The organism is Allobosea sp. LjRoot90 (assembly GCF_964254315.1).
In the GTDB taxonomy this organism is placed as follows: domain Bacteria; phylum Pseudomonadota; class Alphaproteobacteria; order Rhizobiales; family Beijerinckiaceae; genus Allobosea.
On the sequence record NZ_CAXUTF020000003.1, the window covers coordinates 588,056 to 608,666 of the forward strand.

21 protein-coding genes are annotated in these 20,611 nt (G+C 66.9%); 8 read left to right on the top strand and 13 right to left on the bottom strand.

Annotated features, from left to right (window positions below; genetic code table 11):
* The first annotated feature begins 42 nt into the window (after nt 1-42).
* Nucleotides 43-540, top strand: coding sequence for a DUF1178 family protein (locus ACSQ3M_RS14980; RefSeq protein ID WP_436150859.1), 498 nt, complete (start codon nt 43-45; stop codon nt 538-540).
* Between the two features lie 14 nt (nt 541-554).
* Here ACSQ3M_RS14980 and ACSQ3M_RS14985 read toward each other — a convergent pair whose 3' ends face one another.
* Nucleotides 555-1,043 carry a hypothetical protein gene (locus tag ACSQ3M_RS14985; protein ID WP_436150860.1) on the bottom strand — a complete coding sequence of 163 codons (489 nt, stop codon included), beginning with the start codon at nt 1,041-1,043 and terminating at the stop codon, nt 555-557.
* Between the two features lie 85 nt (nt 1,044-1,128).
* On the bottom strand, nt 1,129-1,713 hold the full coding sequence (locus ACSQ3M_RS14990; RefSeq protein WP_436150861.1) for a TetR/AcrR family transcriptional regulator: 585 nt from the start codon (nt 1,711-1,713) through the stop codon (nt 1,129-1,131).
* A gap of 122 nt (nt 1,714-1,835) precedes the next feature.
* On the opposite strand from ACSQ3M_RS14990, the gene ACSQ3M_RS14995 reads away from it, so the two are divergent.
* From ACSQ3M_RS14995 to ACSQ3M_RS15005, 3 genes are read left to right on the top strand one after another with little or no spacing between them, the layout of a single operon-like run.
* Complete coding sequence (locus tag ACSQ3M_RS14995) at nt 1,836-2,234, top strand: MarR family winged helix-turn-helix transcriptional regulator (protein ID WP_436150862.1); 399 nt, start codon at nt 1,836-1,838, stop codon at nt 2,232-2,234.
* A gap of 45 nt (nt 2,235-2,279) precedes the next feature.
* The gene (locus ACSQ3M_RS15000) at nt 2,280-3,593 is read left to right on the top strand and encodes an MFS transporter (RefSeq protein ID WP_436150863.1); all 1,314 of its coding nucleotides are present in this window, start codon (nt 2,280-2,282) and stop codon (nt 3,591-3,593) included.
* Between the two features lie 14 nt (nt 3,594-3,607).
* On the top strand, nt 3,608-4,300 hold the full coding sequence (locus ACSQ3M_RS15005) for an SDR family NAD(P)-dependent oxidoreductase (RefSeq protein WP_436150864.1): 693 nt from the start codon (nt 3,608-3,610) through the stop codon (nt 4,298-4,300).
* A gap of 7 nt (nt 4,301-4,307) precedes the next feature.
* On the opposite strand, the gene ACSQ3M_RS15010 is transcribed toward ACSQ3M_RS15005, so the two are convergent.
* Nucleotides 4,308-4,970 (bottom strand): RraA family protein, encoded by a 663-nt coding sequence (locus tag ACSQ3M_RS15010; protein ID WP_436150865.1) that lies wholly within the window; start codon nt 4,968-4,970, stop codon nt 4,308-4,310.
* Between the two features lie 31 nt (nt 4,971-5,001).
* On the bottom strand, nt 5,002-6,246 hold the full coding sequence (locus ACSQ3M_RS15015; protein WP_436150866.1) for a PLP-dependent aminotransferase family protein: 1,245 nt from the start codon (nt 6,244-6,246) through the stop codon (nt 5,002-5,004).
* 153 nt (nt 6,247-6,399) lie between these two features.
* Here ACSQ3M_RS15015 and ACSQ3M_RS15020 point away from each other — a divergent pair, with 153 nt between their 5' ends.
* Nucleotides 6,400-6,924, top strand: a complete 525-nt coding sequence (locus tag ACSQ3M_RS15020; RefSeq protein ID WP_436150867.1) for an Lrp/AsnC family transcriptional regulator — start codon at nt 6,400-6,402, stop codon at nt 6,922-6,924.
* Between the two features lie 12 nt (nt 6,925-6,936).
* Here ACSQ3M_RS15020 and ACSQ3M_RS15025 read toward each other — a convergent pair whose 3' ends face one another.
* Nucleotides 6,937-8,277: an amidohydrolase family protein gene (locus ACSQ3M_RS15025; RefSeq protein WP_436150868.1), complete on the bottom strand. Its 1,341-nt coding sequence runs from the start codon at nt 8,275-8,277 to the stop codon at nt 6,937-6,939.
* Between the two features lie 331 nt (nt 8,278-8,608).
* Between ACSQ3M_RS15025 and ACSQ3M_RS15030 the strand changes: the two genes are divergently transcribed.
* Together ACSQ3M_RS15030 and ACSQ3M_RS15035 are read left to right on the top strand one after the other, a co-directional pair.
* On the top strand, nt 8,609-10,612 hold the full coding sequence (locus ACSQ3M_RS15030) for a methylmalonyl-CoA mutase family protein (RefSeq protein ID WP_436150869.1): 2,004 nt from the start codon (nt 8,609-8,611) through the stop codon (nt 10,610-10,612).
* 181 nt (nt 10,613-10,793) lie between these two features.
* On the top strand, nt 10,794-11,801 hold the full coding sequence (locus tag ACSQ3M_RS15035; protein ID WP_436150870.1) for a trypsin-like serine peptidase: 1,008 nt from the start codon (nt 10,794-10,796) through the stop codon (nt 11,799-11,801).
* Nucleotides 11,802-11,813: 12 nt separating this feature from the next.
* On the opposite strand, the gene ACSQ3M_RS15040 is transcribed toward ACSQ3M_RS15035, so the two are convergent.
* The 3 genes from ACSQ3M_RS15040 to ACSQ3M_RS15050 form a co-directional block, all read right to left on the bottom strand.
* Nucleotides 11,814-12,686 (bottom strand): urea carboxylase-associated family protein, encoded by an 873-nt coding sequence (locus tag ACSQ3M_RS15040; RefSeq protein ID WP_436150871.1) that lies wholly within the window; start codon nt 12,684-12,686, stop codon nt 11,814-11,816.
* 73 nt (nt 12,687-12,759) lie between these two features.
* Complete coding sequence (locus tag ACSQ3M_RS15045) at nt 12,760-13,452, bottom strand: J domain-containing protein (protein ID WP_436150872.1); 693 nt, start codon at nt 13,450-13,452, stop codon at nt 12,760-12,762.
* Between the two features lie 101 nt (nt 13,453-13,553).
* Nucleotides 13,554-15,188, bottom strand: coding sequence for a M14 family metallopeptidase (locus ACSQ3M_RS15050; RefSeq protein ID WP_436150873.1), 1,635 nt, complete (start codon nt 15,186-15,188; stop codon nt 13,554-13,556).
* Between the two features lie 103 nt (nt 15,189-15,291).
* Here ACSQ3M_RS15050 and ACSQ3M_RS15055 point away from each other — a divergent pair, with 103 nt between their 5' ends.
* Complete coding sequence (locus ACSQ3M_RS15055; protein ID WP_436150976.1) at nt 15,292-15,555, top strand: BolA family protein; 264 nt, start codon at nt 15,292-15,294, stop codon at nt 15,553-15,555.
* 3 nt (nt 15,556-15,558) lie between these two features.
* Here ACSQ3M_RS15055 and ACSQ3M_RS15060 read toward each other — a convergent pair whose 3' ends face one another.
* The 5 genes from ACSQ3M_RS15060 to ACSQ3M_RS15080 form a co-directional block, all read right to left on the bottom strand.
* Nucleotides 15,559-16,752: an MFS transporter gene (locus ACSQ3M_RS15060; protein ID WP_436150874.1), complete on the bottom strand. Its 1,194-nt coding sequence runs from the start codon at nt 16,750-16,752 to the stop codon at nt 15,559-15,561.
* 61 nt (nt 16,753-16,813) lie between these two features.
* Nucleotides 16,814-17,983, bottom strand: a complete 1,170-nt coding sequence (locus ACSQ3M_RS15065; RefSeq protein WP_436150875.1) for an acetyl-CoA acetyltransferase — start codon at nt 17,981-17,983, stop codon at nt 16,814-16,816.
* A 221-nt stretch (nt 17,984-18,204) separates the two neighbouring features.
* Nucleotides 18,205-18,591, bottom strand: coding sequence for a DUF4087 domain-containing protein (locus ACSQ3M_RS15070; protein WP_436150876.1), 387 nt, complete (start codon nt 18,589-18,591; stop codon nt 18,205-18,207).
* Nucleotides 18,588-19,541 carry a glycoside hydrolase family 19 protein gene (locus ACSQ3M_RS15075; protein WP_436150877.1) on the bottom strand — a complete coding sequence of 318 codons (954 nt, stop codon included), beginning with the start codon at nt 19,539-19,541 and terminating at the stop codon, nt 18,588-18,590. Before ACSQ3M_RS15075 ends, ACSQ3M_RS15070 begins: the two co-directional genes overlap by 4 nt.
* 68 nt (nt 19,542-19,609) lie before the next feature.
* On the bottom strand, nt 19,610-20,512 hold the full coding sequence (locus ACSQ3M_RS15080; protein ID WP_436150878.1) for an EamA family transporter: 903 nt from the start codon (nt 20,510-20,512) through the stop codon (nt 19,610-19,612).
* Between the last annotated feature and the right edge of the window lie 99 nt (nt 20,513-20,611).

A 20,611-nucleotide genomic window follows, 5' to 3' on the forward strand; every position in this document is an offset into this window, starting at 1 on the left:
CGCCCCCATCTGCAGCCGTTCCAGCAGGCCTTTTGAAACAAGATGATCCGCTACACCCTGATCTGCGACAACGCCCACGAGTTCGAGAGCTGGTTTGCCAGCTCCGGCAGCTTCGAGGAGCAGGCGAAACGCGGCTTCGTCACCTGCCCGGTCTGCGACAGCGCCAAGGTCGAGCGCGCCGTGATGTCTCCCGCCGTGGCCCGCACCGACCGTGGCCGGCGCTCAGTGGAACCGGTAGCCGCGCCGGAAGCCGTATCCCCGGCGGCAGCCCCTGCCCCCGCTCCTGCCGCTCAGCCCGTCGCGCTGATCGGCGAGCGCGAGATGGCGTTTCGCGCCATGCTGACCGCACTGCACGAGCATGTCGCCGCGAACGCCGAACCTGTCGGCAAGAACTTCGCCGAGGAGGCGCTGAAGATTCATCATGGCGAGAGCGAGAGCCGCGCCATTTATGGCGAGGCCAGCGCCGAGGACGCCCAGATGCTGCACGAGGAAGGCGTCGAGTTCATGCCGCTGCCGCGCCTGCCGGAAGGCCGGAACTAGCGCCCACGCATGCGCTAGTTTGCAGCGGCCCCATTCTGCCTGCGCAGGTAGACGATCTGGACCGTCAGGCCGACGATCAGAATGACGAGAAGGCTCGCCTGCGCGCCCAGGAGGAGCGGCGAGTTCAACTCGGTGACGAAGGGACGGCCGTCCGGCACCCGGCGCAGAATTTCGCTGACGGTCGGCAGCATCAACAGGAACGCGCTCAGGCTCAGGCAGATTGTTTCGATGTACCTACCCGCGCGACCCAAGGCCTGAACCTGGCCGGCGCCATAGCCTGCAAGCAACAGCAGGATTGTGATCGCGCCGATGACGTACCCGACCGGCTGATGGGTGACGATGAAGACCGTCGCGCTGCCGATCAGCATCGAGACGAAGTAGACCACGCCAAGCGTCGACCGGGGTACGATGCGGCCATGTCGCGCGAACATATACGCGGCTGCCGGGATGGCTGGCAGAGCGGCGAGCGTGTGCACCCAGCCTAATGGCGAAATTCCAAACATTGGACAGTCCTTCCTGCTCGGTTGAAGTTCATCTACCTACTAATTGGTAGACAAATATGCGTGATCACTCCGCTCTCACCGGAGCTCAATGCCTGGTCATCAGTCGTTGCAGCAACGGATGGATCACGGCGCCGAACACCTTGGCATCGCCATGCGCGCGCGCCGACAGCATGGCTCCATGAATGGCAGCCATGAACATCTCGGCCTCGGCATCTGCCGTTGCGGCCAGTCGCAGGCTGCCCTCTCCGGCGCCGCGCGTCATGACCGAGCTCAGCCAGCCCGATAGCATTCGGAAATGAGCACGCACCTCGGTCACGACCTCTTCGGGCAGGACCGGAATCTGGCTCGCGAGCAGGGCGCAGATGCAGAACGGGGCGGTCGAGTCGACGATGCAGCTTTCCCAGAAGCCGGCATAAGCGCGCAACTGCGCAGCGGGATCGAGAATATCCCGCTCCAGCGCGGCGAGCCCCGCTTCGGCCTCGTCCCGATACCGCGCGACGAGGGTGCGGACCAGATCGGCCTTGCTGGGAAAATGATAGTGAATGCTGGCGTTGCGGATACCAATCACCTTGGCGATGTCGGCATAGCTGAAGCCATGGTACCCGCCCGCGACGATCAGCGAGCGCGCGCAAAGCAGGATATCATCAGACCGGTTGGCGACATTCGGCATATTCACCTACCTTCTAGTAGGTAAGATAAACAAGGCCGCAGCGATTGCAAGCCGGATGATTTCCGTGCCCCAGAGGGCTGTCGGGCTTGCAATTCTCCGTACGCGGGCATATACCCGCACCCATGTCGGTTCCCTGCATCTGCACGACGCTGCGCTCGGCCTCCCGCCGGATGATCGCCTTCTATGACGAGACGATCGCTCCGGTCGGGGTCAACATCGCGCAGTTCAGCCTGATGCGCTCGATCGCGCGCGTCGAGCCAGTGACGTTGACCGCGCTCGGCCGGCGCGTCGAGCTCGACCGCTCGACCATCGGCCGCAATGTCCGCGTGCTCGAGAAGATGGGCCTGGTCGTGCTCGGCCGTGGCGAGGACCAGCGCGAGGCCACGGTCACGCTGACCGAGGCCGGACACAAGGTTCTGGAAGACGGTGCCTCCCTCTGGGACGGCGCCCAGAAGTCCCTCGACGACCGTCTCGGCGTCGAATTCATGCGACAACTGCATGTCGCGCTCGATTCACTCTGATTTTTACATGCATATGCGGGCATATACCCGCAAAGGGAGCTACTGATGCCGACAGATCTCGCAGAACAGCCTCAACCCGTTGGCCTCGCCGCCGCCTTCGCCCGCCGCGGCATCCATTATGGCTGGGCCGTGGCGGCGGTGACCTTCCTCACCATGCTGGTCACCGCCGGAGCCGTCGGCGCGCCGGGCGTGCTGATCCTGCCGCTGCAGAAGGAGTTCGGCTGGGCGACCTCCGAGATCTCCTCGGCACTGGCGGTCCGGCTCCTGCTGTTCGGGCTGATGGCGCCCTTCGCCGCCGCCTTCATGAATCGCTTCGGCGTCCGGCCCGTCGCGATGGTGGCGCTGAGCCTGATCGCAGTCAGCATCCTCGGCTCCTTCGCCATGACGCAGCTCTGGCAGCTGGTGCTGCTCTGGGGGATCGTGCTCGGTTTCGGCACCGGGCTCACCGCCATGGTGCTCGGCGCCACCGTCGCGACGCGCTGGTTCGTGCATCGCCGCGGCCTCGTCGTCGGCCTGCTCACCGCCAGCACGGCGACTGGCCAGCTCGTCTTCCTGCCCTTGCTCGCGGCCCTGACCGAGCAGGTCGGCTGGCGCGCCGCCATGATCTTCGTGCTCGGCATGATCGCGCTCGCGGCAGTCGGCGTGCTCGCCCTGATGCGCGACCGGCCGGCCGATGTCGGCCTTGCCCCCTATGGCGGAACCCAGATCGTGCCGGCCCCGGCTCAGCCCGCCAGCCTCGGAGCCATGCTCGCCTCCCCGATCGTCGCGCTGCGCGAAGCGGCGAAGACAAGCACCTTCTGGATCCTGTTCGGTACCTTCTTCGTCTGCGGCGCCAGCACCAACGGCCTGGTGCAGACCCATTTCGTCTCGCTCTGCGGCGATTACGGCATGGCCGCGGTGACGGCGGCGAGCGTGCTCGCCGTGATCGGCATCTTCGACTTCCTCGGCACGGTCGGCTCCGGCTGGCTCTCGGACCGCTATGACAGCCGCTGGCTGCTGTTCTGGTATTACGGCCTGCGCGGGCTCTCGCTGCTCTTCCTGCCCTTCACCGACTTCTCCTTCTACGGGCTGTCGATCTTCGCGGTCTTCTACGGGCTCGACTGGGTCGCGACCGTGCCGCCGACGATCAAGATCGCCGCCGACCGCTTCGGCGACAAGGCGACGCTCGTCTTCGGCTGGGTCTTCACCGGCCACCAGCTCGGCGCCGCCGTCGCCGCCTATGGCGCCGGCTTCAGCCGCACCGTCTATGACAGCTACCTGCCGGCCTTCTTCATCGCCGGTGCGCTCTGCCTCTTCGCCGCCGGCTTCTGCATCATGATGCGCGGCGGCGAGCCCAAGCCCGTCCCCGCGGCCGCCTGAACGGAGACCTCGCAATGACCTCCCTCCCCTATCGCAGCGCCCTGATCGTCGGAGCAGGCTCGGGCATCAGCGCGTCGGTCGCCCGCGCGCTTGCCGCCCAAGGCATCAAGGTCGGCCTCGCCGCGCGCAATATCGAGAAGCTCGCCGCGCTCGCTGCCGAGACGGGCGCCGCGACCTTCACGGTGGATGCTTCCGATCCGGCGGCCGTCACCGGCCTGTTCGAGGCGGCGGATGCCCGGATCGGCGAGCCCGACATCGTCATCTACAACGCCAGCGGCCGACTGCGCGGGCCGATCGCGGAACTCGATCCGGCGGGGGTCGCGCAGGCGCTCGCGGTCACCGCCTATGGCGCCTTCCTGGTGACGCAGCAGGCGGCACGGCGGATGCTGCCGCATGGCCGCGGCGCGATCCTGCTCACCGGCGCTACGGCCGGCATCAAGGGCTTCGCGCTGTCGGCGCCCTTCGCCATGGGCAAGTTCGCCTTGCGCGGCCTCGCCCAGAGCGCGGCGCGCGAGCTTGGGCCCAAGGGCATCCATGTCGCCCATTTCGTCATCGACGGCGCTGTTCGCAGCACCCGTCATCCGGACGCGAACGACAACACGCTCGATCCGGACGCCATCGCCCAGAGCTATCTCGACGTGCTGCGCCAGCCGCGCAGCGCCTGGTCGCTCGAGGTCGAGCTCAGGCCCTGGGTCGAGAGCTTCTGAAGGCCGCTCAGAGCTTCTCGATCGGCGGCACCTTGAAGGTCTCGATCGTCGAGGCACCGCCGGCGAGCAGGACCTCCCATTCGGCCTCGGCCTTCACTCGTGCCAGGCAGGGCGCGAGCTTCGCCTCGACCAGGCCATGCGGCACGAAGACGAGCCCGTCATCGTCGCCGACGACGAGGTCATGCGGCGATACGGCGACCCCGCCGAAGACGATCGGCCCGTTGACGACGCCGCGCTCCATCGAGGACGGGCCGCGCGGCATGATCCAGCGCGAGAAGAAGACGAAGTCCGGCCATTGCGACACCGGCCCGACATCGCGCACCGCGCCGTCGACGACGACGCCGGCAATGCCCTTGCGCCTTGCCGCGCCGCCGAGCAGGTCGCCGATCATCGCCGCATCCTTGCGCCCACCGGCCGCGACCACCACGACATCGCCGCGCTCTGCGATGCTGATCGCATGGTGCACCGGCCCGTAATCGGCCGGCTCGCACCAGGCGGTGATCGCCTGGCCGACCAGCCGCTTGCCCGGTGCGAACGGCCGAATCGCCGGATCGGCATGGCCGGTGCCGCCGAGCTGATCGGCGATCACCGAACTCGGCACCGCCTGCCAGGCATCGATCAGTGCTTGCGGCAGGCGCGGATGGGCGGGCGTGGCGAGACGGGTCGGCATCGGCGTTTCCTCGATTTTTCTTTGATTGGACTCACGCCGCCCGGCCGGGCCGCTCGGCAAGCAAGCGTTGCACTGCCTGCGCCAGCCGGCGCACACCCTCGACCAGCACCTCCGGCGGCGAGCGGGTGAAATTGACCCGCATCGCGCTCTTCAGGGCGCCCGAGGGATCGAACACGCTCGATGGCACGAAGGCGACGTTCTCGGCCAGGGCGTGGGTATAGAGCGCGTCGGTGTCGATCGCCCCGTCCTTGGCCCGCATCCAGACGAACATGCCGCCGGGTGGTACCTCCCATTCGAACCACTCCGAGAGATGTGTCGCCGCAGCGGCGCACAGGGCATCGCGCCGCTCACGATAGGTCGCGACGATCTTCGGGATATGCTGTGCCTCGAAATCGCTCTCGATCATCTCCAGCGCGATCGCCTGCGTCAGCAGGCTGGAGGCGATGTCGGTCGATTGCTTGGCCAGCGCCAGCGTCGCAATCAGCGAAGTCTCGGCGACGACCCAGCCGACGCGCAGGCCCGGCACCAGGCTCTTCGACAGCGTGCCCAGATAGATCACCGGCCCGGCATAAGCGCCGTTGGGATGGCGCTGCGCATGATGAGCGAGGATGCTCGGCCCGGCCGGTCCGTCGAATTGCAGCGGCAGATAGGGATCGTCCTCGAGCAGCCAGGTCCCGGCCGCCTCGACCTTGTCGAGCAGGGCAGCGCGCTGATCCTGCGACACCAGCACGCCGGTCGGGTTGGAATAATTCGGCACGGCATAGACGAATTTCGCCTGCCGCAGCGCCGCGTCATAGCCAGGCGCCTGCAAGCTCCAGTCGAGCTTCTCATAGCGCGGCATGCGCGGGCGCCAGGCATCGAGCGCGCCGAGGTAGGTCGGGAACTGCGAGAGGATCAATTCGCCGGGATCGACCAAGGCCTTGCCGACGAGGTCGAGCCCCTGCATCGCGCCCGTCATCAGCAGCACGTTCTCTGGCCCGAAGCGGCGCCCGGTCGTCGCGGTGAAGCGCTCGGCGATCGCCGCCCGTAGTGCCGGCAGGCCTTCGATCGGCCCGTATTCGAGGATCTGCGTGCCCCAGCGCGTCAGCGCCCGCTCCTGCGCCGCGGCGATCGCCGCGACCGGATAGAGCTCGGCCGCCGGCAACCCGCCCGCAAGGCTGACCACATCTGCGCGCCCGCCGATCGCCATGAATTGCTGGGTGATGCTGTTGCCGGTCGAGAGCCAGCGGGCGAAGGCCGGCCGCTCTCCCGGCTGCCGCGCATCCGATATCACCATGATGCTTCCACCATTGTCTCTTGGGTCGACCGACTGTTTGCGTGAGCACTATAGCACTGCCGAAGTGAGAGAATCCGTGCAATGATCAGGCACCCTTTGCTATCGCCGCGATTTATCGCCTTCAAAGAGAAAAACTTGGAGTGAAACTCACTCATGATTGAGCTCGATCGGATCGACCGGAAGATCCTGGCCGCGCTTCAGCAGAACGGCCGCATCTCCAACCTCGAACTGGCCGAGATGGTCGGCCTCTCGCCGACCCCATGCAGCCGCCGCATCAAGCGGCTCGAAGAGGCCGGCGTCATCGAGGGCTATGCGGCGCGGATCAGCCCGGCGGCGCTCGGCTTCGGCATCTGCGTCATGGTCAGCGTCAAGCTCGCCAAGCAGAGCCCGGACGCCGCCGAGCAGTTCATGACCGCGATCCGCGACCAGCCCGAGATCACCGAGTGCCTGCTGGTCACCGGCAATGTCGACTATCTCTTGCGCGTCTGGGTCAAGGACATCGAGGCGCTGCGCACCTTCATCAGCGAAGCCCTGCAGGCGATCCCCTGCGTCGCCGAGACCTCGACGATGGTCATCTTGGACACGCAGACATCGAACCGGCTGTTGAGCGTCTCCGGCAATGCACAAGGCGGGAAAGCGCAGCTCGCCCGGTCCGCACGCGGTGCAGACCGGGCCTAGCGCTGTTCTTCCTTACGGCTTCGCCGCGACCTTCGCCGGAGCCGCCTTGTGCACGCGGCCATTGCTCATCACGAACAGCACGCGCTGCAATTCGGTGATGTCCTTGGCCGGGTCGGAAGCAACCGCGATCACGTCGGCGGCCTTGCCCGGTTCGAGCGTCCCGATCTGCTTCGACAGGTCGAGCAGTTCGGCGGCGTCGACGGTTCCCATGCGGATGGCGATATCGGCCGGGATCCCGGCCTTGACCATCAGCGCAAACTCCTCGGCATTCTTGCCGTGCTCGCTGACGCCGGTATCGGTGCCAAAGGCGATCTTGACGCCGCCGCGATAGGCGCGCCCGAGCATGTCGAGCATCAGCGGCCCGACCTGCCGTGCCTTGTCGCGCACCGCCGGCGGCAGGAAGCCCTCCTCATCCGCCATCCTCACCACGGTCGCGCCGGCGAGCACGGTCGGAACGAGATAAGCGCCGCTCTTCTTGAACAGCGCGATCGACTCGTCGGTGAGATAGGTGCCGTGCTCGATCGAATCGACGCCGGCTCGCAAAGCGGCATTGACGCCGTCGGCACCATGGGCGTGCACCGCCACCTTGCGCCCCATGGCATGGGCTGCTTCGACGACGCCCTCGAGCTCGTCATCGAACATCTGCTTGCCAGTGCCGGCGGCCGTATTGCTCAGCACCCCGCCGGTCGCGGTGATCTTGATCACGTCGGCGCCGCGCTTGATCTGGTTGCGCGCCGCATGCCGGCATTGCTCGCGGCCATTGCAGATGTTCTCGCCGAGCTCGGGGAAGACGTCGGGTGCAAAGCCATTGGTGTCGGAATGGCCGCCGGTCGCCGAGATCGACTGGCCGGCCGCAACGATCCGTGGCCCCGGCACTTGCCCCTTGCGGATCGCGTCGCGCAAAGCGAGCGCAGGCGCCCCGCGCGAACCGAGATCGCGCACGGTGGTGAAGCCCGCATCGAGCGTGCGCCTGGCATAGACGACGCCATCGAGCGCGACGTTCTCGCCGGTCTTCTTGACCCGCTGCAATTCGCTGTCGCGCGCCCGCTCGGAGGTGATGTGGACATGGGAGTCGATCAGGCCCGGCAGCACATAGCGGTCGCTGAGATCGACCACCGTCACCGCCTGTGCCGGGGCACCGATGCTGTCCGCCGTGACGAAACCGTCCTTGAGCTCCTGGATCAGGCTGTTCTTGATGATGAGGCTGGTCTTGCCGCGGGCCGGCGTGCCGGGCACCGCAAGCACTGCACCGGCGTGAATGATCGTCCAGCGGTCGCCGGCCGGCGCTTGCGCCAGGGCAGCCGGCGCCAGAACCGCGGTGAACGCAGCGGCGAGCACTATCGCTTTCGACATCGTTTCCTCCATTAGCGACGTCATCGCCATCAGCCATCCTGCCTTGTCGGCAGAGCCTGTCGGTCGTGTGCGTCGCTTGATCGTTGCGCAGGGATTTCCCTGCAGCTGGGAGCCAATCTGCGGACGACCGACGGAAGCAGTCAATCGACAGGATGGCCGGTCGCGCATGCCTTGGCCGCAACCCTGACGTGCTCCAGTCTACAGCCTATGCCGGCTCAACCGAGCCTTCTCCCATTGTCGTAGGCGACGGGGCGTCCCTCTGGCGTTATCTTCGCTGCAGTGCAACAATCGCGATTGCACGAGCTCAGAGACGGCACGGCAGGGAGCGACCATGAACGCGATCGATCCGCTTCGGAACCAGCCCCAGCGCGACAAGCCTTTGCCGCGCGATAAGCCCTGGATCTTCCGGACCTATGCCGGCCATTCCGACGCCACCGAATCGAACAAGCTCTATCGGGGCAATCTCGCCAAGGGCCAGACCGGCCTCTCGGTCGCCTTCGACCTGCCGACTCAGACCGGCTACGACCCGGACCATGTCCTCTCGCGCGGCGAGGTCGGCAAGGTCGGCGTTCCTATCACCCATCTCGGCGACATGCGGGCCCTGTTCGACCAGATTCCGCTGGCGCAGATGAACACCTCAATGACGATCAACGCGACGGCGGCCTGGCTGCTCTCGCTCTATATCGCCACCGCCGACGAGCAGGGCGCCGACCGCGCCGCCTTGCAGGGCACGACCCAGAACGACCTCGTCAAGGAATACCTGTCGCGCGGCACCTATGTCTTCCCGCCGCGCCCCTCGATGCGGCTGACCACCGACATCGTCGTCTTCACGGCGCGCGAACTGCCGAAATGGAACCCGACCAACGTCTGCTCCTACCATCTGCAGGAGGCCGGCGCCTCGCCGGTTCAGGAGCTGTCCTTCGCGCTCGCGACCGCGATCGCCCTGCTCGACTCGATCAGGGCCCGGCCCGAGGTCGCGCCCGAGGAGTTCGGCAGCGTCGTCGGCCGCATCTCCTTCTTCGTCAACGCCGGCATGCGCTTCGTCACCGAACTCTGCAAAATGCGGGCTTTCGTCGATCTCTGGGACGAGATCACGCTGAAGCGCTTCAATGTGCTGGAGGAGCAGCACCGCCGCTTCCGCTATGGCGTGCAGGTCAACTCGCTCGGGCTGACCGAGCCGCAGGCCGAGAACAATGTCTACCGCATCCTGATCGAGATGCTGGCGGTGACCCTGTCGAAGAAGGCCCGGGCCCGCGCCGTGCAATTGCCGGCCTGGAACGAGGCGCTCGGCCTGCCCCGCCCCTTCGACCAGCAATGGTCGCTGCGCATGCAGCAGGTGCTGGCCTATGAGACCGACCTGCTCGAATTCGGCGACATCTTCGACGGTTCGAAAGAGGTCGACGCCAAGGTCGAGGAGCTGAAGGCGGCCGCGCTGGCGGAACTGGCGAAGATCGACGCGATGGGCGGGGCGCTCGCCGCCGTCGAGAGCGGCTACATGAAGATGGCCCTGGTCGAGAACGGAGCCCGCCGCATCGAGGCGATCGAGCGCGGCGAGCAGATCGTCGTCGGCGTCAACAAGTTCACCACCAGCGAGCCCTCGCCGCTTTCGGCGGGCGAAGGCAATGTCGTCACGGTTCCGGATTCGGTCGAGATCGAGGCGGTCGGCCGGCTGAAGGCCTGGCGCGCCGCGCGAGACGGCAATGCGGCGGAGGCCGCGCTCGCCGAACTCGCCAGCGCCGCCAAGGAAGACCGCAACGTCATGCCGGCCTCGATCGCCTGCGCCAAGGCCAGGGTCACCACCGGCGAGTGGGCCCAGACCCTGCGCGAGATCTTCGGTGAGTATCGCGCCCCGACCGGCGTCGACACGACCAAGCTCGGCGACGATGCCGGGCTCGCCACCGTCAAGGCCGCCGTCGCCCTGGCAACCGAGACGCTCGGCCGGCCACCGCGCTTTCTCGTTGGCAAGCCCGGCCTCGACGGCCATTCCAACGGCGCCGAGCAGATCGCGGTGCGCGCCCGCGATGCCGGCATGCAGGTCTCCTATGGCGGCATCCGCCAGACGCCCGAGGAGATCGTCACCCAGGCACAGGCGACCGAGGCCGACATCATCGGCCTCTCCATCCTCTCCGGCTCGCATTTGCCGCTGGTGCGCGACGTCACGGCGCGGCTGCGTGTCGCCGGCATGAACGTCCCGGTCGTCGTCGGTGGCATCATCCCGCCCGATGACGAGAACGCGCTGAAGAACATGGGCGTGGCGCGGGTCTATACCCCGAAGGATTTCGCGCTCGACGGCATCATCGCCGACGTCGCGGGGCTGGCGGCGAAGAAGCGCTGAGAGCCGATCGCCTTCCCAGCTTCCGGCTCATGCGAAAAGCGCTCAGGGTTTCCCAAGCGCGTGCGGACGACTATCGTCCTGGTACTGCTCGGTCGTGCCCGCTTTCCGCGGCGCCGGCCCGTGCCTGAAGGTGGTCGTCGGCAGGGCCGCGAGGGACCCGCTTGAGGAGAGGAAGAAGCGCATGCCCGCATGGCTGCAGACCAATTTGACCGGGACCAACATCCGCGCCGCCTTGATCGGTGCCATGGGCCTCGCCCTTGCTGGCCCCGCCGCGGCCCAGACCATGGGCTTTGACCCCAGCGATTTCGGCAAGGTCAGCATGCCCAGGCGGCAGAGCACCGGCGACGCCGCGACCCAGATTGAGAACAACAAGGGCGCCTTCGAGCCGATCGCGGAGCTCGATCAGCGCGATCCGCTGGCCAAGATGGCAAAGCCGGTCGGGCGCATCGACATCCTGCTGAAGGACAACAAGACCGGCAAGCAGTCGGGCGCCCATTGCACCGGCGAACTCCTGCCGGGCGATTATGTGCTCACCAACCATCACTGCCTGCCGCAGAGCGGCGAGATGACACCGGTACGTGCCATCATCGTCATGGACTTCCTGACGCAGGACGGCAAAGGCGCGAAAGTCTTCGAGCTCGACCCCAAGCCGGTCGAATTCAATGCCAATCTCGACTACGCCATCGCCAAGGCGAAGGGCAATCCGACCGCGACCTATGGTTCGGTCAAGCTCGCCGCGACGCCGTCCGGCGGCGCTCCCTCGCTGATGGTCATCCACCATCCGGCCGGCCGGCCCAAGGTGATGAGCCGCTTCCGCTGCATGGCGACACGCCAGCAAGGCGAGGCGGCCGAGCTGCGCCATCGCTGCGACACGCTCGGTGGTTCTTCCGGCTCACTTCTGTACAATGCCACCAACTCGGGCATCGCCCTCCACAAGCAAGGCGGCCTCGCCCCCAACGACCCGAACAGCTACAACACCGCCACCAGCATGACCGCGCTGCTCCAGGCCAGCCCCCTGCTGCGCAAGATGGCCGGCGCGGGCGGACAGGCGCCATCCGGCGACGCACCGGTTGCGTCCAGCGGTGGCGGACAGGACGGCGACCAGCCGACTTCGACCGAAGGCACCCGCGCGCTGCGCGGCTCCGACAATCTCGATACCGACGGGATGAACTCGCTGCTGAAGAACTGAGGGTCTTCGCCCTCAGCTATCGGCCTCGCCGTGGCTGCGCCCGTAGGGGCTGCGCTGCGGCGAGCGCCAGCCTTCGAGCGTGACCGGATCGGCCTCGTAGACTTCGACCTTGAGCGGATGGCAGACGGCGACGTCGCTCGAATGCGTCTGGCCGCAATCGCCGCCCGGGCAGGCCGAGATCGCCCCGAGCAGATCGATCTCGGCGAAGAGCTCGAGGAAATCGCCCGGCCTGACCGGGCTCGCCTTCATGAAGTACTGCTGCGTGTCCTTCGTGAACCCGGTGCACATGAAGACGTTGAGCACGTCATGGACATGGTGCTCGACCTCGCGCGCCGGCAGCCCCCTCGCCTGCCCGAGCGCGCGGGAGAGGTTGGAATGGCAGCAATGGTGGTAGTCGCCGCCATTGCCGAGCAGCCGGTGGGTATAGGGATCGCAGCGCGTGCCGATCACGTCGTGCACGCCGCCGCCATCCTGGTCGAAGCCGTACCAGCCGAGCGTGTCATGGGTGATCGTCGCCATTGGCCGCAGATGCGGCAGATTGCTCCAGAGCCGGTCGCCAGTGCCGAGATGGGTCGCGTGCAGGGCCCGCGTCTTGCCGCTGAAGAAGCGCTCGTCGAGGTCATCGGCGTTCCACAGATTGAGGTCGCCGACCTGCGGCCCCTCGATGCTGACGACGCGGAAGAAATGGCCCTTCGGCACGTGGAAGCTGCCAGCTTCGCGCGGCGGTACGATGATCTCATCGCGCTTGGTCAGCGTCCGGCGGGCTCGCTCGAGCATCGCCATGTCGGCACCGGGCAGGCTGCCATTGGGATAGACCACGACCGGCGGCTTGGCCCGCCGCTCCGCCGCATCGACGGGGGCGATCATCTGCGAGTCCGTGGTCATGGATTTGCTCCGCCGACTGATATGTCTGCGGGTTCCTATCGGGACCGAAGGCCTCGGTCCAGACTGCGAAGCGCTAGACCAGTCCGTTCGTCTTGAGCGTCTGGTAGGCCTTGAGGATTTCCTGCAGCCGGCCTTCGCGTGAGCGGTCGCCGCCATTGGCGTCCGGGTGAAAACGCTTCACCAGCTCCTTATAGCGCGCCTTGATCGCGACGCGATCGGCGGTCTCGTCGAGATCGAGCGTCTCGAGCGCCTTCCTGGCCACCACACCGACGCGCGGCGCGGCCTGCTCCTGCTCGCGGCCGGTGCGGCCACGGAACAGGTTGAAGGCGTCCTGCATGTCCGCTCCATCCTGCTCGCTGGGACCGCGCCCGCGCTGCGCCATTCGGGCCGCGCTGGCATTGACGCCGAGTTTCCAGGTCGGCCGGTGGCCGATCTCCTCCTGCTTGGCGTAGGCCGCGAGCGCCTCGTCGTTCATGCCGGAGAAGTAGTTGTAGGTGGCGTTGTAGGCCTTCACATGCTCGAGGCAGAACTGGAAGAACTTGCCTTCCTTGCCGCGCCCCATCGGCGCACGGAACTCGCCCGCCTTGGTGCAACCGGCGTGGTCGCAATGACGCGCATCGGCTTCGACCACCTCTTCCGCTTCGGAAGGGCCGATCCTGATTCGGTCGAAAAGGCGCGAGTTGAAGTTCATCGTCTCATGGTTATGCGGGTGGAACGCCGTGGCGACAAGCCGGCCGCCGCGCGGATCGCTCTGCGCCTGCAGCAAGCAAATCGCCTTGGCGACAGCTTGACCCCGATTGCTTAAGGAACCCGGCTCGGCCGAGACGGCCGAAACCTCCCCCTAAATAGTGTTTCCACGCTCGAAACTCAACGGCCGCAGGCAGGATCGCCCCCGGCCGCAAGCACGAGCCTGGTTCCGCGAGGCACGCGATAGATTGGTGCTTCGCCTGAAGCCGGCGCAGTTTCCACCACCCCGACACCGACATGAGAGCCCGGAGAATCCGGCTCCAATGAGGCGGCGATGACATTGGCGCCTGTTTGCGTCATTGGCACGAAGACGGCATTGGCCGGCGCCTCGATCAGGCGCGGCCTGAGCTCGACCTTCACCGCCTGGTCGGGGTTGATGTTCTCGCGGTCGATCTTCTTCACCGGCCCCTTCTGCTCGACCATGAAGGCCTCGACCTCGATTGTCGCGGGACCACCGAGCGCACAGGTTGCGATGCCCTTGAGCTTGAGCGCATCGAGCGCCGCCTGCCCCGCCGGCAGGACGAGATAGCCCTCCGGCCGCGCCCGGCGGCTGGTCACCGTGACCTTGCGCGAGTCGCGGAACTCGACCGGGGTCGGCATATCGGCACCGGTCGCCGGATCGACGAGCGGGATCGCGACGGTCTCCGTCGCGATGCGGTGGCCGACGATCAGTTCGCCCTGGTTGCGCGCCAGCTCCGCCCGCGCCCCCTTCACCGCGTCCAGCACCACCCTGTCATTGTTCGCAACCGTGTCGAGCACGGCGCGCGAGATCACGTAATGGGTCGCGATGCGGCGTTCGAGGTTCTCCAGCTTCAGGCCGACGCCGCGTGTCTCGATCAGGAAGGAGACCGCGCCGGAGAGCCCGAACAGGTTGCGCGCGATGCCCGGCGCATTGCCGCCCATCGAGACGAGCTTGTCGTCCTTGCGATAGCTGGTGGTGAAGTACCAGAATGAGGAGAGGCCCTTCTCCGCCATCGCCTTGTCCATGGCGGGCTTGACCAGCTCGGCCGCGATCTTCGTCGTCGGCTGCGGCACGGCCGGATTGGTGGCGTAGAGGATCATCGCGTCGGCGGCATTGAGCCCGCCGAATTTCTCCAGCCAGCGATTGGCCACCGAGAACTCGTGCACGTCGACGATCACATCGGCCGGCAGTTCGGCGAGCTTGGCGTGCAGCGCCCGGGTCTCCGGCAAGGTCAGCAGCAGATGGTCGCGGTTGAGGTCGAAGCCGCTGGCGCCCGGCCGCTTGTCGGCCGCAGCCCCGTCCGGGTTGCTGCGCGGCACGATGACCACCACCAATTTGTCGAGCACGGAGCCGAGATCTCCGGTCGCCAGATCATGCGCCAAAGCCAGCATCGCCTCGGCCCCGGCGGGCTCGTTGCCGTGCTGCTGGCCGACGAACCAGACGACCGGCCGCCCCAGCGCCTTCAGCGCGGCAGGATCCTTCAAGCCCTCCTTGGAGAAGATCAGATAAGGCAGGTCGCGCCCCTGCTGCGATTGGCCGAGCGAGCCGAGCACGACCCGTCCCTGTCCCTTGGTGGCGAGATCGGCGACGAAGGCTTCGAGCTCGGCCTGCGTCGTCAGCCCGGGCGTGCCGCGCGTCAGCGCCGGCGTCGCGAGCGCGATCGGCACCGGCTTGTAGCGCGCCAGCACCGCCTCGCTCTGCTTGTAATCGGCGACGCGGCCCTCATCCTGCGCCAATGCGGGACCTGCGGCGACGGAAAGAGCCAAAGCGAGCATGCGCCAGATCGTCATCATCACCGCCTCCACGCGAAAGACGCGTTTCCGCCCTGCCCCTCAAGGACTATGAGACTGCCCCAGAAGCTGAGCAAGCAACTCGACAGGAGCCTTCATGCCGACCATGGCCGACCGGATCGCCGTCAAGCTCACCGCCGAGCTCGCGCCGGAGCATCTCAAGGTGATCGACGAATCGCACCAGCATCACGGCCATGCCGGCTGGCGCGAGGGCGGCGAGACGCATTTCCGCGTCGAGGTCATCTCGCCCGCCTTCGCGGGCAAGAGCCGGCTCGAGCGCCATCGCCTCGTCAATGCAGCGCTCTCCGAGGAGCTCGCCGGCAGCGTGCACGCGCTGGCGATCGTGGCGCGTGCGCCGGGCGAAGCCTGAGCCTCAGGTCGCGCGCCGCTCCGGTGTCGCCAGATAGATCGCGGTCGAGACGAGCAGCAGCGCCGCGAACACCCAGTGCATGTTGGCGAAGGCCGCCGCCGCATCGCGCCCAGCGGCCCGCTGGGCCGCGACGAACCAGCCGGAGCCCCACTGGATCAGCCCGGCTCCGGCGATGAACAGGAAGTTGAGGCAGGTCATGCCGCGCCCGACCAGATGATCGGGGAAGAAGACGCGCGCATGCGCCATCAGGATCGCATAGGTGAACCCCGTCCCCCCGACGATCGCAAAGAGCAGGATGGCACCGGCCAGCGACTGTGCACCGATCAGCGCCAGCAGCGCGAAGCCCGCGCCGGTCGCCACCGTTCCCCAGGCGACCAGCGCCTTGCTGCGGCCGGCCCGCTTCTGCAGGGCGCCATAGACGAAGGCGCCGACGACCATCATCGTCGCCATGCCGAGCGCCGCATGGCCGGCAGCAATCCCGTCGAGCCCGTGCACCTGCGTCATGTAAGGCGCGATCCAGAGGCCCCGTGCCGTCGCGATGATCGCGTAGCCGACGAGCGTGATCGGCGCGAGCAGCCAGAGCGGCCCGATCGCGACGATGCTCTTGAGACCTTGCAGCAGGCCCTCATGCTTGCCCGAGGCATCGGTGACCGGCGGCGGATCGCGCACCAGCGCCGCGGCGAGAACCGTCGCGAGCAGGAATGCCACGGCGAAAGCGAGCATGGTCGAGCGCCAGCCATAGGCCTGCGCAGCCAGAGCCAGCGGCGCCGCGCCGGCGAGATTGCCGAGCGAGCCGAGGCCGATGAAGATCGAGGTCAGGAGCCCAAAGCGCGCCGGCGCCTCTGTCCGCGCGAACAAATAGAGCGAGGCCATGAAGATCGGCGAGCAGCCGATCCCGACCAGCGCCATCGCCGCCGTGGCGGTGTTGGCGTTGCCCGCTTGCGCGAACAGGAAAGCGCCGACGCTGCCAAGCGCCATGGTCACTGCCACGGTCCGGCGCGGCCCAATCCGGTCGAGCGCCCAGCCGACCGGGAACTGCGCCAGCGCGAACGCCATGAACCAGGCGGCGCCGAGCAGGCCGAACTCGGCCGGCCCGATGCCGAGATCGCCCATCACTGGCCCAGCGATCACGCTCAGGAAGGAACGATAGAAGATCGACAGCACATAGGCCGGCAGTAGCGCGAAGAAGATGGTCACGCCGCGTCTCCGGCCAGTTTCAAAACGACCGCCGACCTGAATTCGTCGGCGGCCCCTCGCCTCACTTCACCCGCTCGAGCACCGAGACGTAGTTCGCGACCGCCGCGCCGCCCATGTTGAAGATACCGCCGAGGCGGGCGTCCTGCACCTGCATGCCCTCCGGCGCCTCGCCGACGAGTTGCATGGCCGAGAGCACGTGCATGGAGACGCCGGTCGCGCCGATCGGATGGCCCTTGGCCTTGAGACCGCCGGAGACGTTGACCGGCAGCTTGCCGTCCTTCTGGGTCCAGCCTTCCTTGATGGCGCGAGCGCCATCGCCTTCCTTGGTCAGGCCCATCGCCTCATATTCGAGCAGCTCGGCAATGGTGAAGCAGTCATGCGTCTCGACGAAGGAGAGGTCATCGAGCGCGACGCCGGCGTCAGCCAGCGCCTTCTGCCAGGCAAGCGCTCCGGCTTCGAATTTCAGGATGTCGCGGCGCGACAGCGGCAGGAAGTCCTGGACATGGGCCATGCCGCGGAAGCCGACAGCGCGACGCATCGTCTTGGCGGTCTCTTCGTCGGCAAGCACCAGCGCCGCGGCGCCATCCGAGACCAGTGAGCAGTCGGTCCGCTTCAGCGGGCCGGCGACGTAGGGGTTCTTCTCGCTTTCCTCGCGGCAGAAGGCGTAGCCGAGATCCTTGCGCATCTGGGCGTAAGGATTGTCGACGCCGTTCTTGTGGTTCTTCGCCGCGATCATGGCGAGCGCGTCCGACTGGTCGCCATGGCGCTGGAAATAGGAACTGGCGATCTTACCGAAAACGCCGGCGAAGCCGCCCTGAACATCGGCCTCCTGCGCGAGATAGGAAGCCTTGAGCAGATTCTTGCCGATCTCCGGGCCGGGCGTCGTCGTCATCTGTTCGACGCCGACCACCAGCACCACCTTGGCGGCGCCAGCCTTGATCGCACGCACGCCCTGATGCACCGCGGCCGAGCCGGTGGCGCAGGCGTTCTCGACGCGCGTCGCCGGCTTGAAGCGCAGCGCCGGGTCGGCCTGCAGCACGAGGGAGGCGGTGAAATCCTGGGCCGAGAAGCCGGCATTGAAATGCCCGAGCACGATCTCGTCGACCTGGTCAGCGGTGATGCCGGCATCGATCAGCGCATCGGTCGCGACGCGCACGATCAGACTCTCGACCGTCTCGGTGTCCTGCTTGCCGAAGGGGGTATGTGCCCAGCCGACGATTGCAGCGCTCATGACCTTCTCCTGATTAATGTGCAGATACACTGTATCTGCCCCTGTGCGCGTGCGGCTGCAAGCCGGCAAGCGCGCATTCCTCCCGTGCGTGGAAAGGCCAACGGAAGCTGGATCAAGTCAAGCCGAGGCAAGGCGCCACGCAACCGAGCGGTGACCACCCCTGCGGTCAGCACATGGCGGAACGCCGGAAGAACCTGCTGCTCCAGCCGGGCTCAGGCGCTCTAGCGCAGCGTCTTCTCGACGGCCGACAGCGCCTTGTCCTTCCGGCAGGCGGCCAGCGGCCTAGCCTTCGCGGAGACAATCTCGAGGACGTTCTTCTCCTCGGCATCGACCTTCACGGTCATGCATGCGCAGCCGTAGCCGTAGTTGCCGTTCCCGGATTTGCGCCATTCTCCCGCCTTGTAAGGCGGCGGCCAGTCGCCTTTAGCCTGGTGCCCGCCCTGCACGGCGATCGTCCATTCGCCATCCTTGTCGTAGAGCGAGGCATTGCCGGGGGTCGGATTGTCGAGCCAGCCGCAGCGCTGCGCGCTGCCCGGCTGCTGTGCAGCGGCGACGCCCGCACCGAGGATCAATGCTGCCGTCGCTGCGGCGAGTGACCCGCGGCTCATTGAAAGAACCTCGACTGGCTGGTGAACCGCGCCCCGGGCAGCGGCGCGCCGGCAAGGCTGGAATCGAACGGCGGCGCGAAGGTGATCGGCCGTTGCGGTCCGGCTGCGAGCAGCACCGCCTCGAACACCTCGGCGATCGCCGCGATGTCCTTGGCGTGGTCGGAGCCGTTCACCATGGCGCGCGCGCCGACATAATTGCGCAACTTGCCGCTGAAATAGGTCGAGAACTTGCGGCCATTGGCAAAGCCGTCGCCGGTGAGCATGCCATGCGACATCACCGCGTAAGCGATGGCGGGCGTCTTCACCAATTCCGGATCGAGCAGCAGATTGAGCCCCTGGCCTATGGCGGCGCCGGTCGTCGCATAGTTCGACCACCAGGTCAGCTGGACATAGCCGCGCCCGAAATAGGCGAGCTCGGCACCGGTGTCGTCGTTATAGGTCTTGTCGGCGGCGCCGCCATCGACAGTGCCCATCTTGGCACCCTTGGTCAGCTTCGAGACCACGCCGCCGGCTGTGACCTTGAACTGGTCGCCGTCCTGCTCGGTGATCCGGACGCTGCCATCGGCCAGCTTCGCGACCTTGACCGGCTCATGATATTTCCGCCCCTTGCCATGGCCGACCTCGTCGACCGGCGCCATCGTCATCAGCCAGGCCCGGCGCTTGAGCATGACGGCCTTGCCGGCCTTGTCGACCAGCGGCTTGCCCTTCTTGTTCTTGGCCTGAACGAACTGGGTCACCGGGCTCGTCGTCTCCCAGGCGACGGTCGCCAGCATATAGGCAGCCCAGCGGACATCGGTGATGCTGCTGTCCCGGCTGATCAGGCGCAACAGCACCAGCAAATCCGGAACTGCATTGGCGTTGTAGCGCGGCTTCTTGCTGAAACGGTCCCTGAATTCCTGCTCGAAAATACGCTCGTCGTAGGTTCCAACATAGTGATAGTTCGCCGCCATCGCCTGTCTCCCTGGGCCCTCCGCCTAGGGCGTACGAAGCGAGTGCGACAAATGCGTGGCTCGGTTTTTTAAATCGCCAGCAGCAGGAGCGCGCCGACCCCGGCGACGATCATCCCCATGCCGGTCAGCTCGCGCCAGCTCGTGCCTTCCGAGAAGATCCGGCGCGAGGCGATCTGCGCCAGCGGCACCTCGACCAGTCCGAGCGTGCGCACATTGGCTGCCGTCGTCAGCGAAAACCCGATGAACCAGCATTGCGAGGCAGCGGCGCCGAGGAAGCCGGCGGCGAGCGAACGGCGCCAGTTGCGCAGGCTGAGCATCAGTGCCGACCGATTGGCGACGAGCATGTAGAGCGTCAGGATCAGGGTCTGCAGCGCCAGGCCCAATGCGAGGATGGTGGTCGCCCGCATCAGGAAATGCCCGTCCGGCAAGGCCTGGATCGCGCCGCGGAAACCGATCGCCGAGAGCGCGAAGGCGGCGCCGGCGCCGATCCCGAGCGCCGCCGGGCGCAGGCCCGCAGCGCTGAGCTTGTCCCCCGGTTTCCACGACATCAGCACCACGCCGGCGGTGGCGACGACGATCGCTGCGAACTTCGCCCAGCCCAGTGCATCGCCGAGCAGCACCGTACCGAAGAGCGCGACCTGCACCGGCTCGGTCTTGGTGTAGGCGGTCGTCACCGCAAAGGAGCGCTCCCGCATCGCCGCCAGCATCAGCGCCGTCGCCAGGATCTGGGTCAGTGCCCCGAACACGGCGAAGCCAAAGGAACGCAGATCCGGCGTCGGCGGCAGCCTGCTGCTGACGAGGCAGACGAGGGCGAGGAAGATCAGTGCGAAGGGCAGCCCGAACAGGAACCGCACTTGCGTCGCGCCGACGACGCCGATCACTTCCGTCAGCGAGCGCTGGGTCAGGTTGCGCGCCGTCTGCAGCAGCGAGGCGACGAGCGTCACCGGTATCCACAGAAGGCTGAGACTCACGCGCTGGCATCCTGAAGAAAAAGCACCGCGGATGCTTTGGACCGCCACGCCCCGCTAGGCAAATCGCCCGATGAGGGGTAGGTATGCGTCATCAGCGAG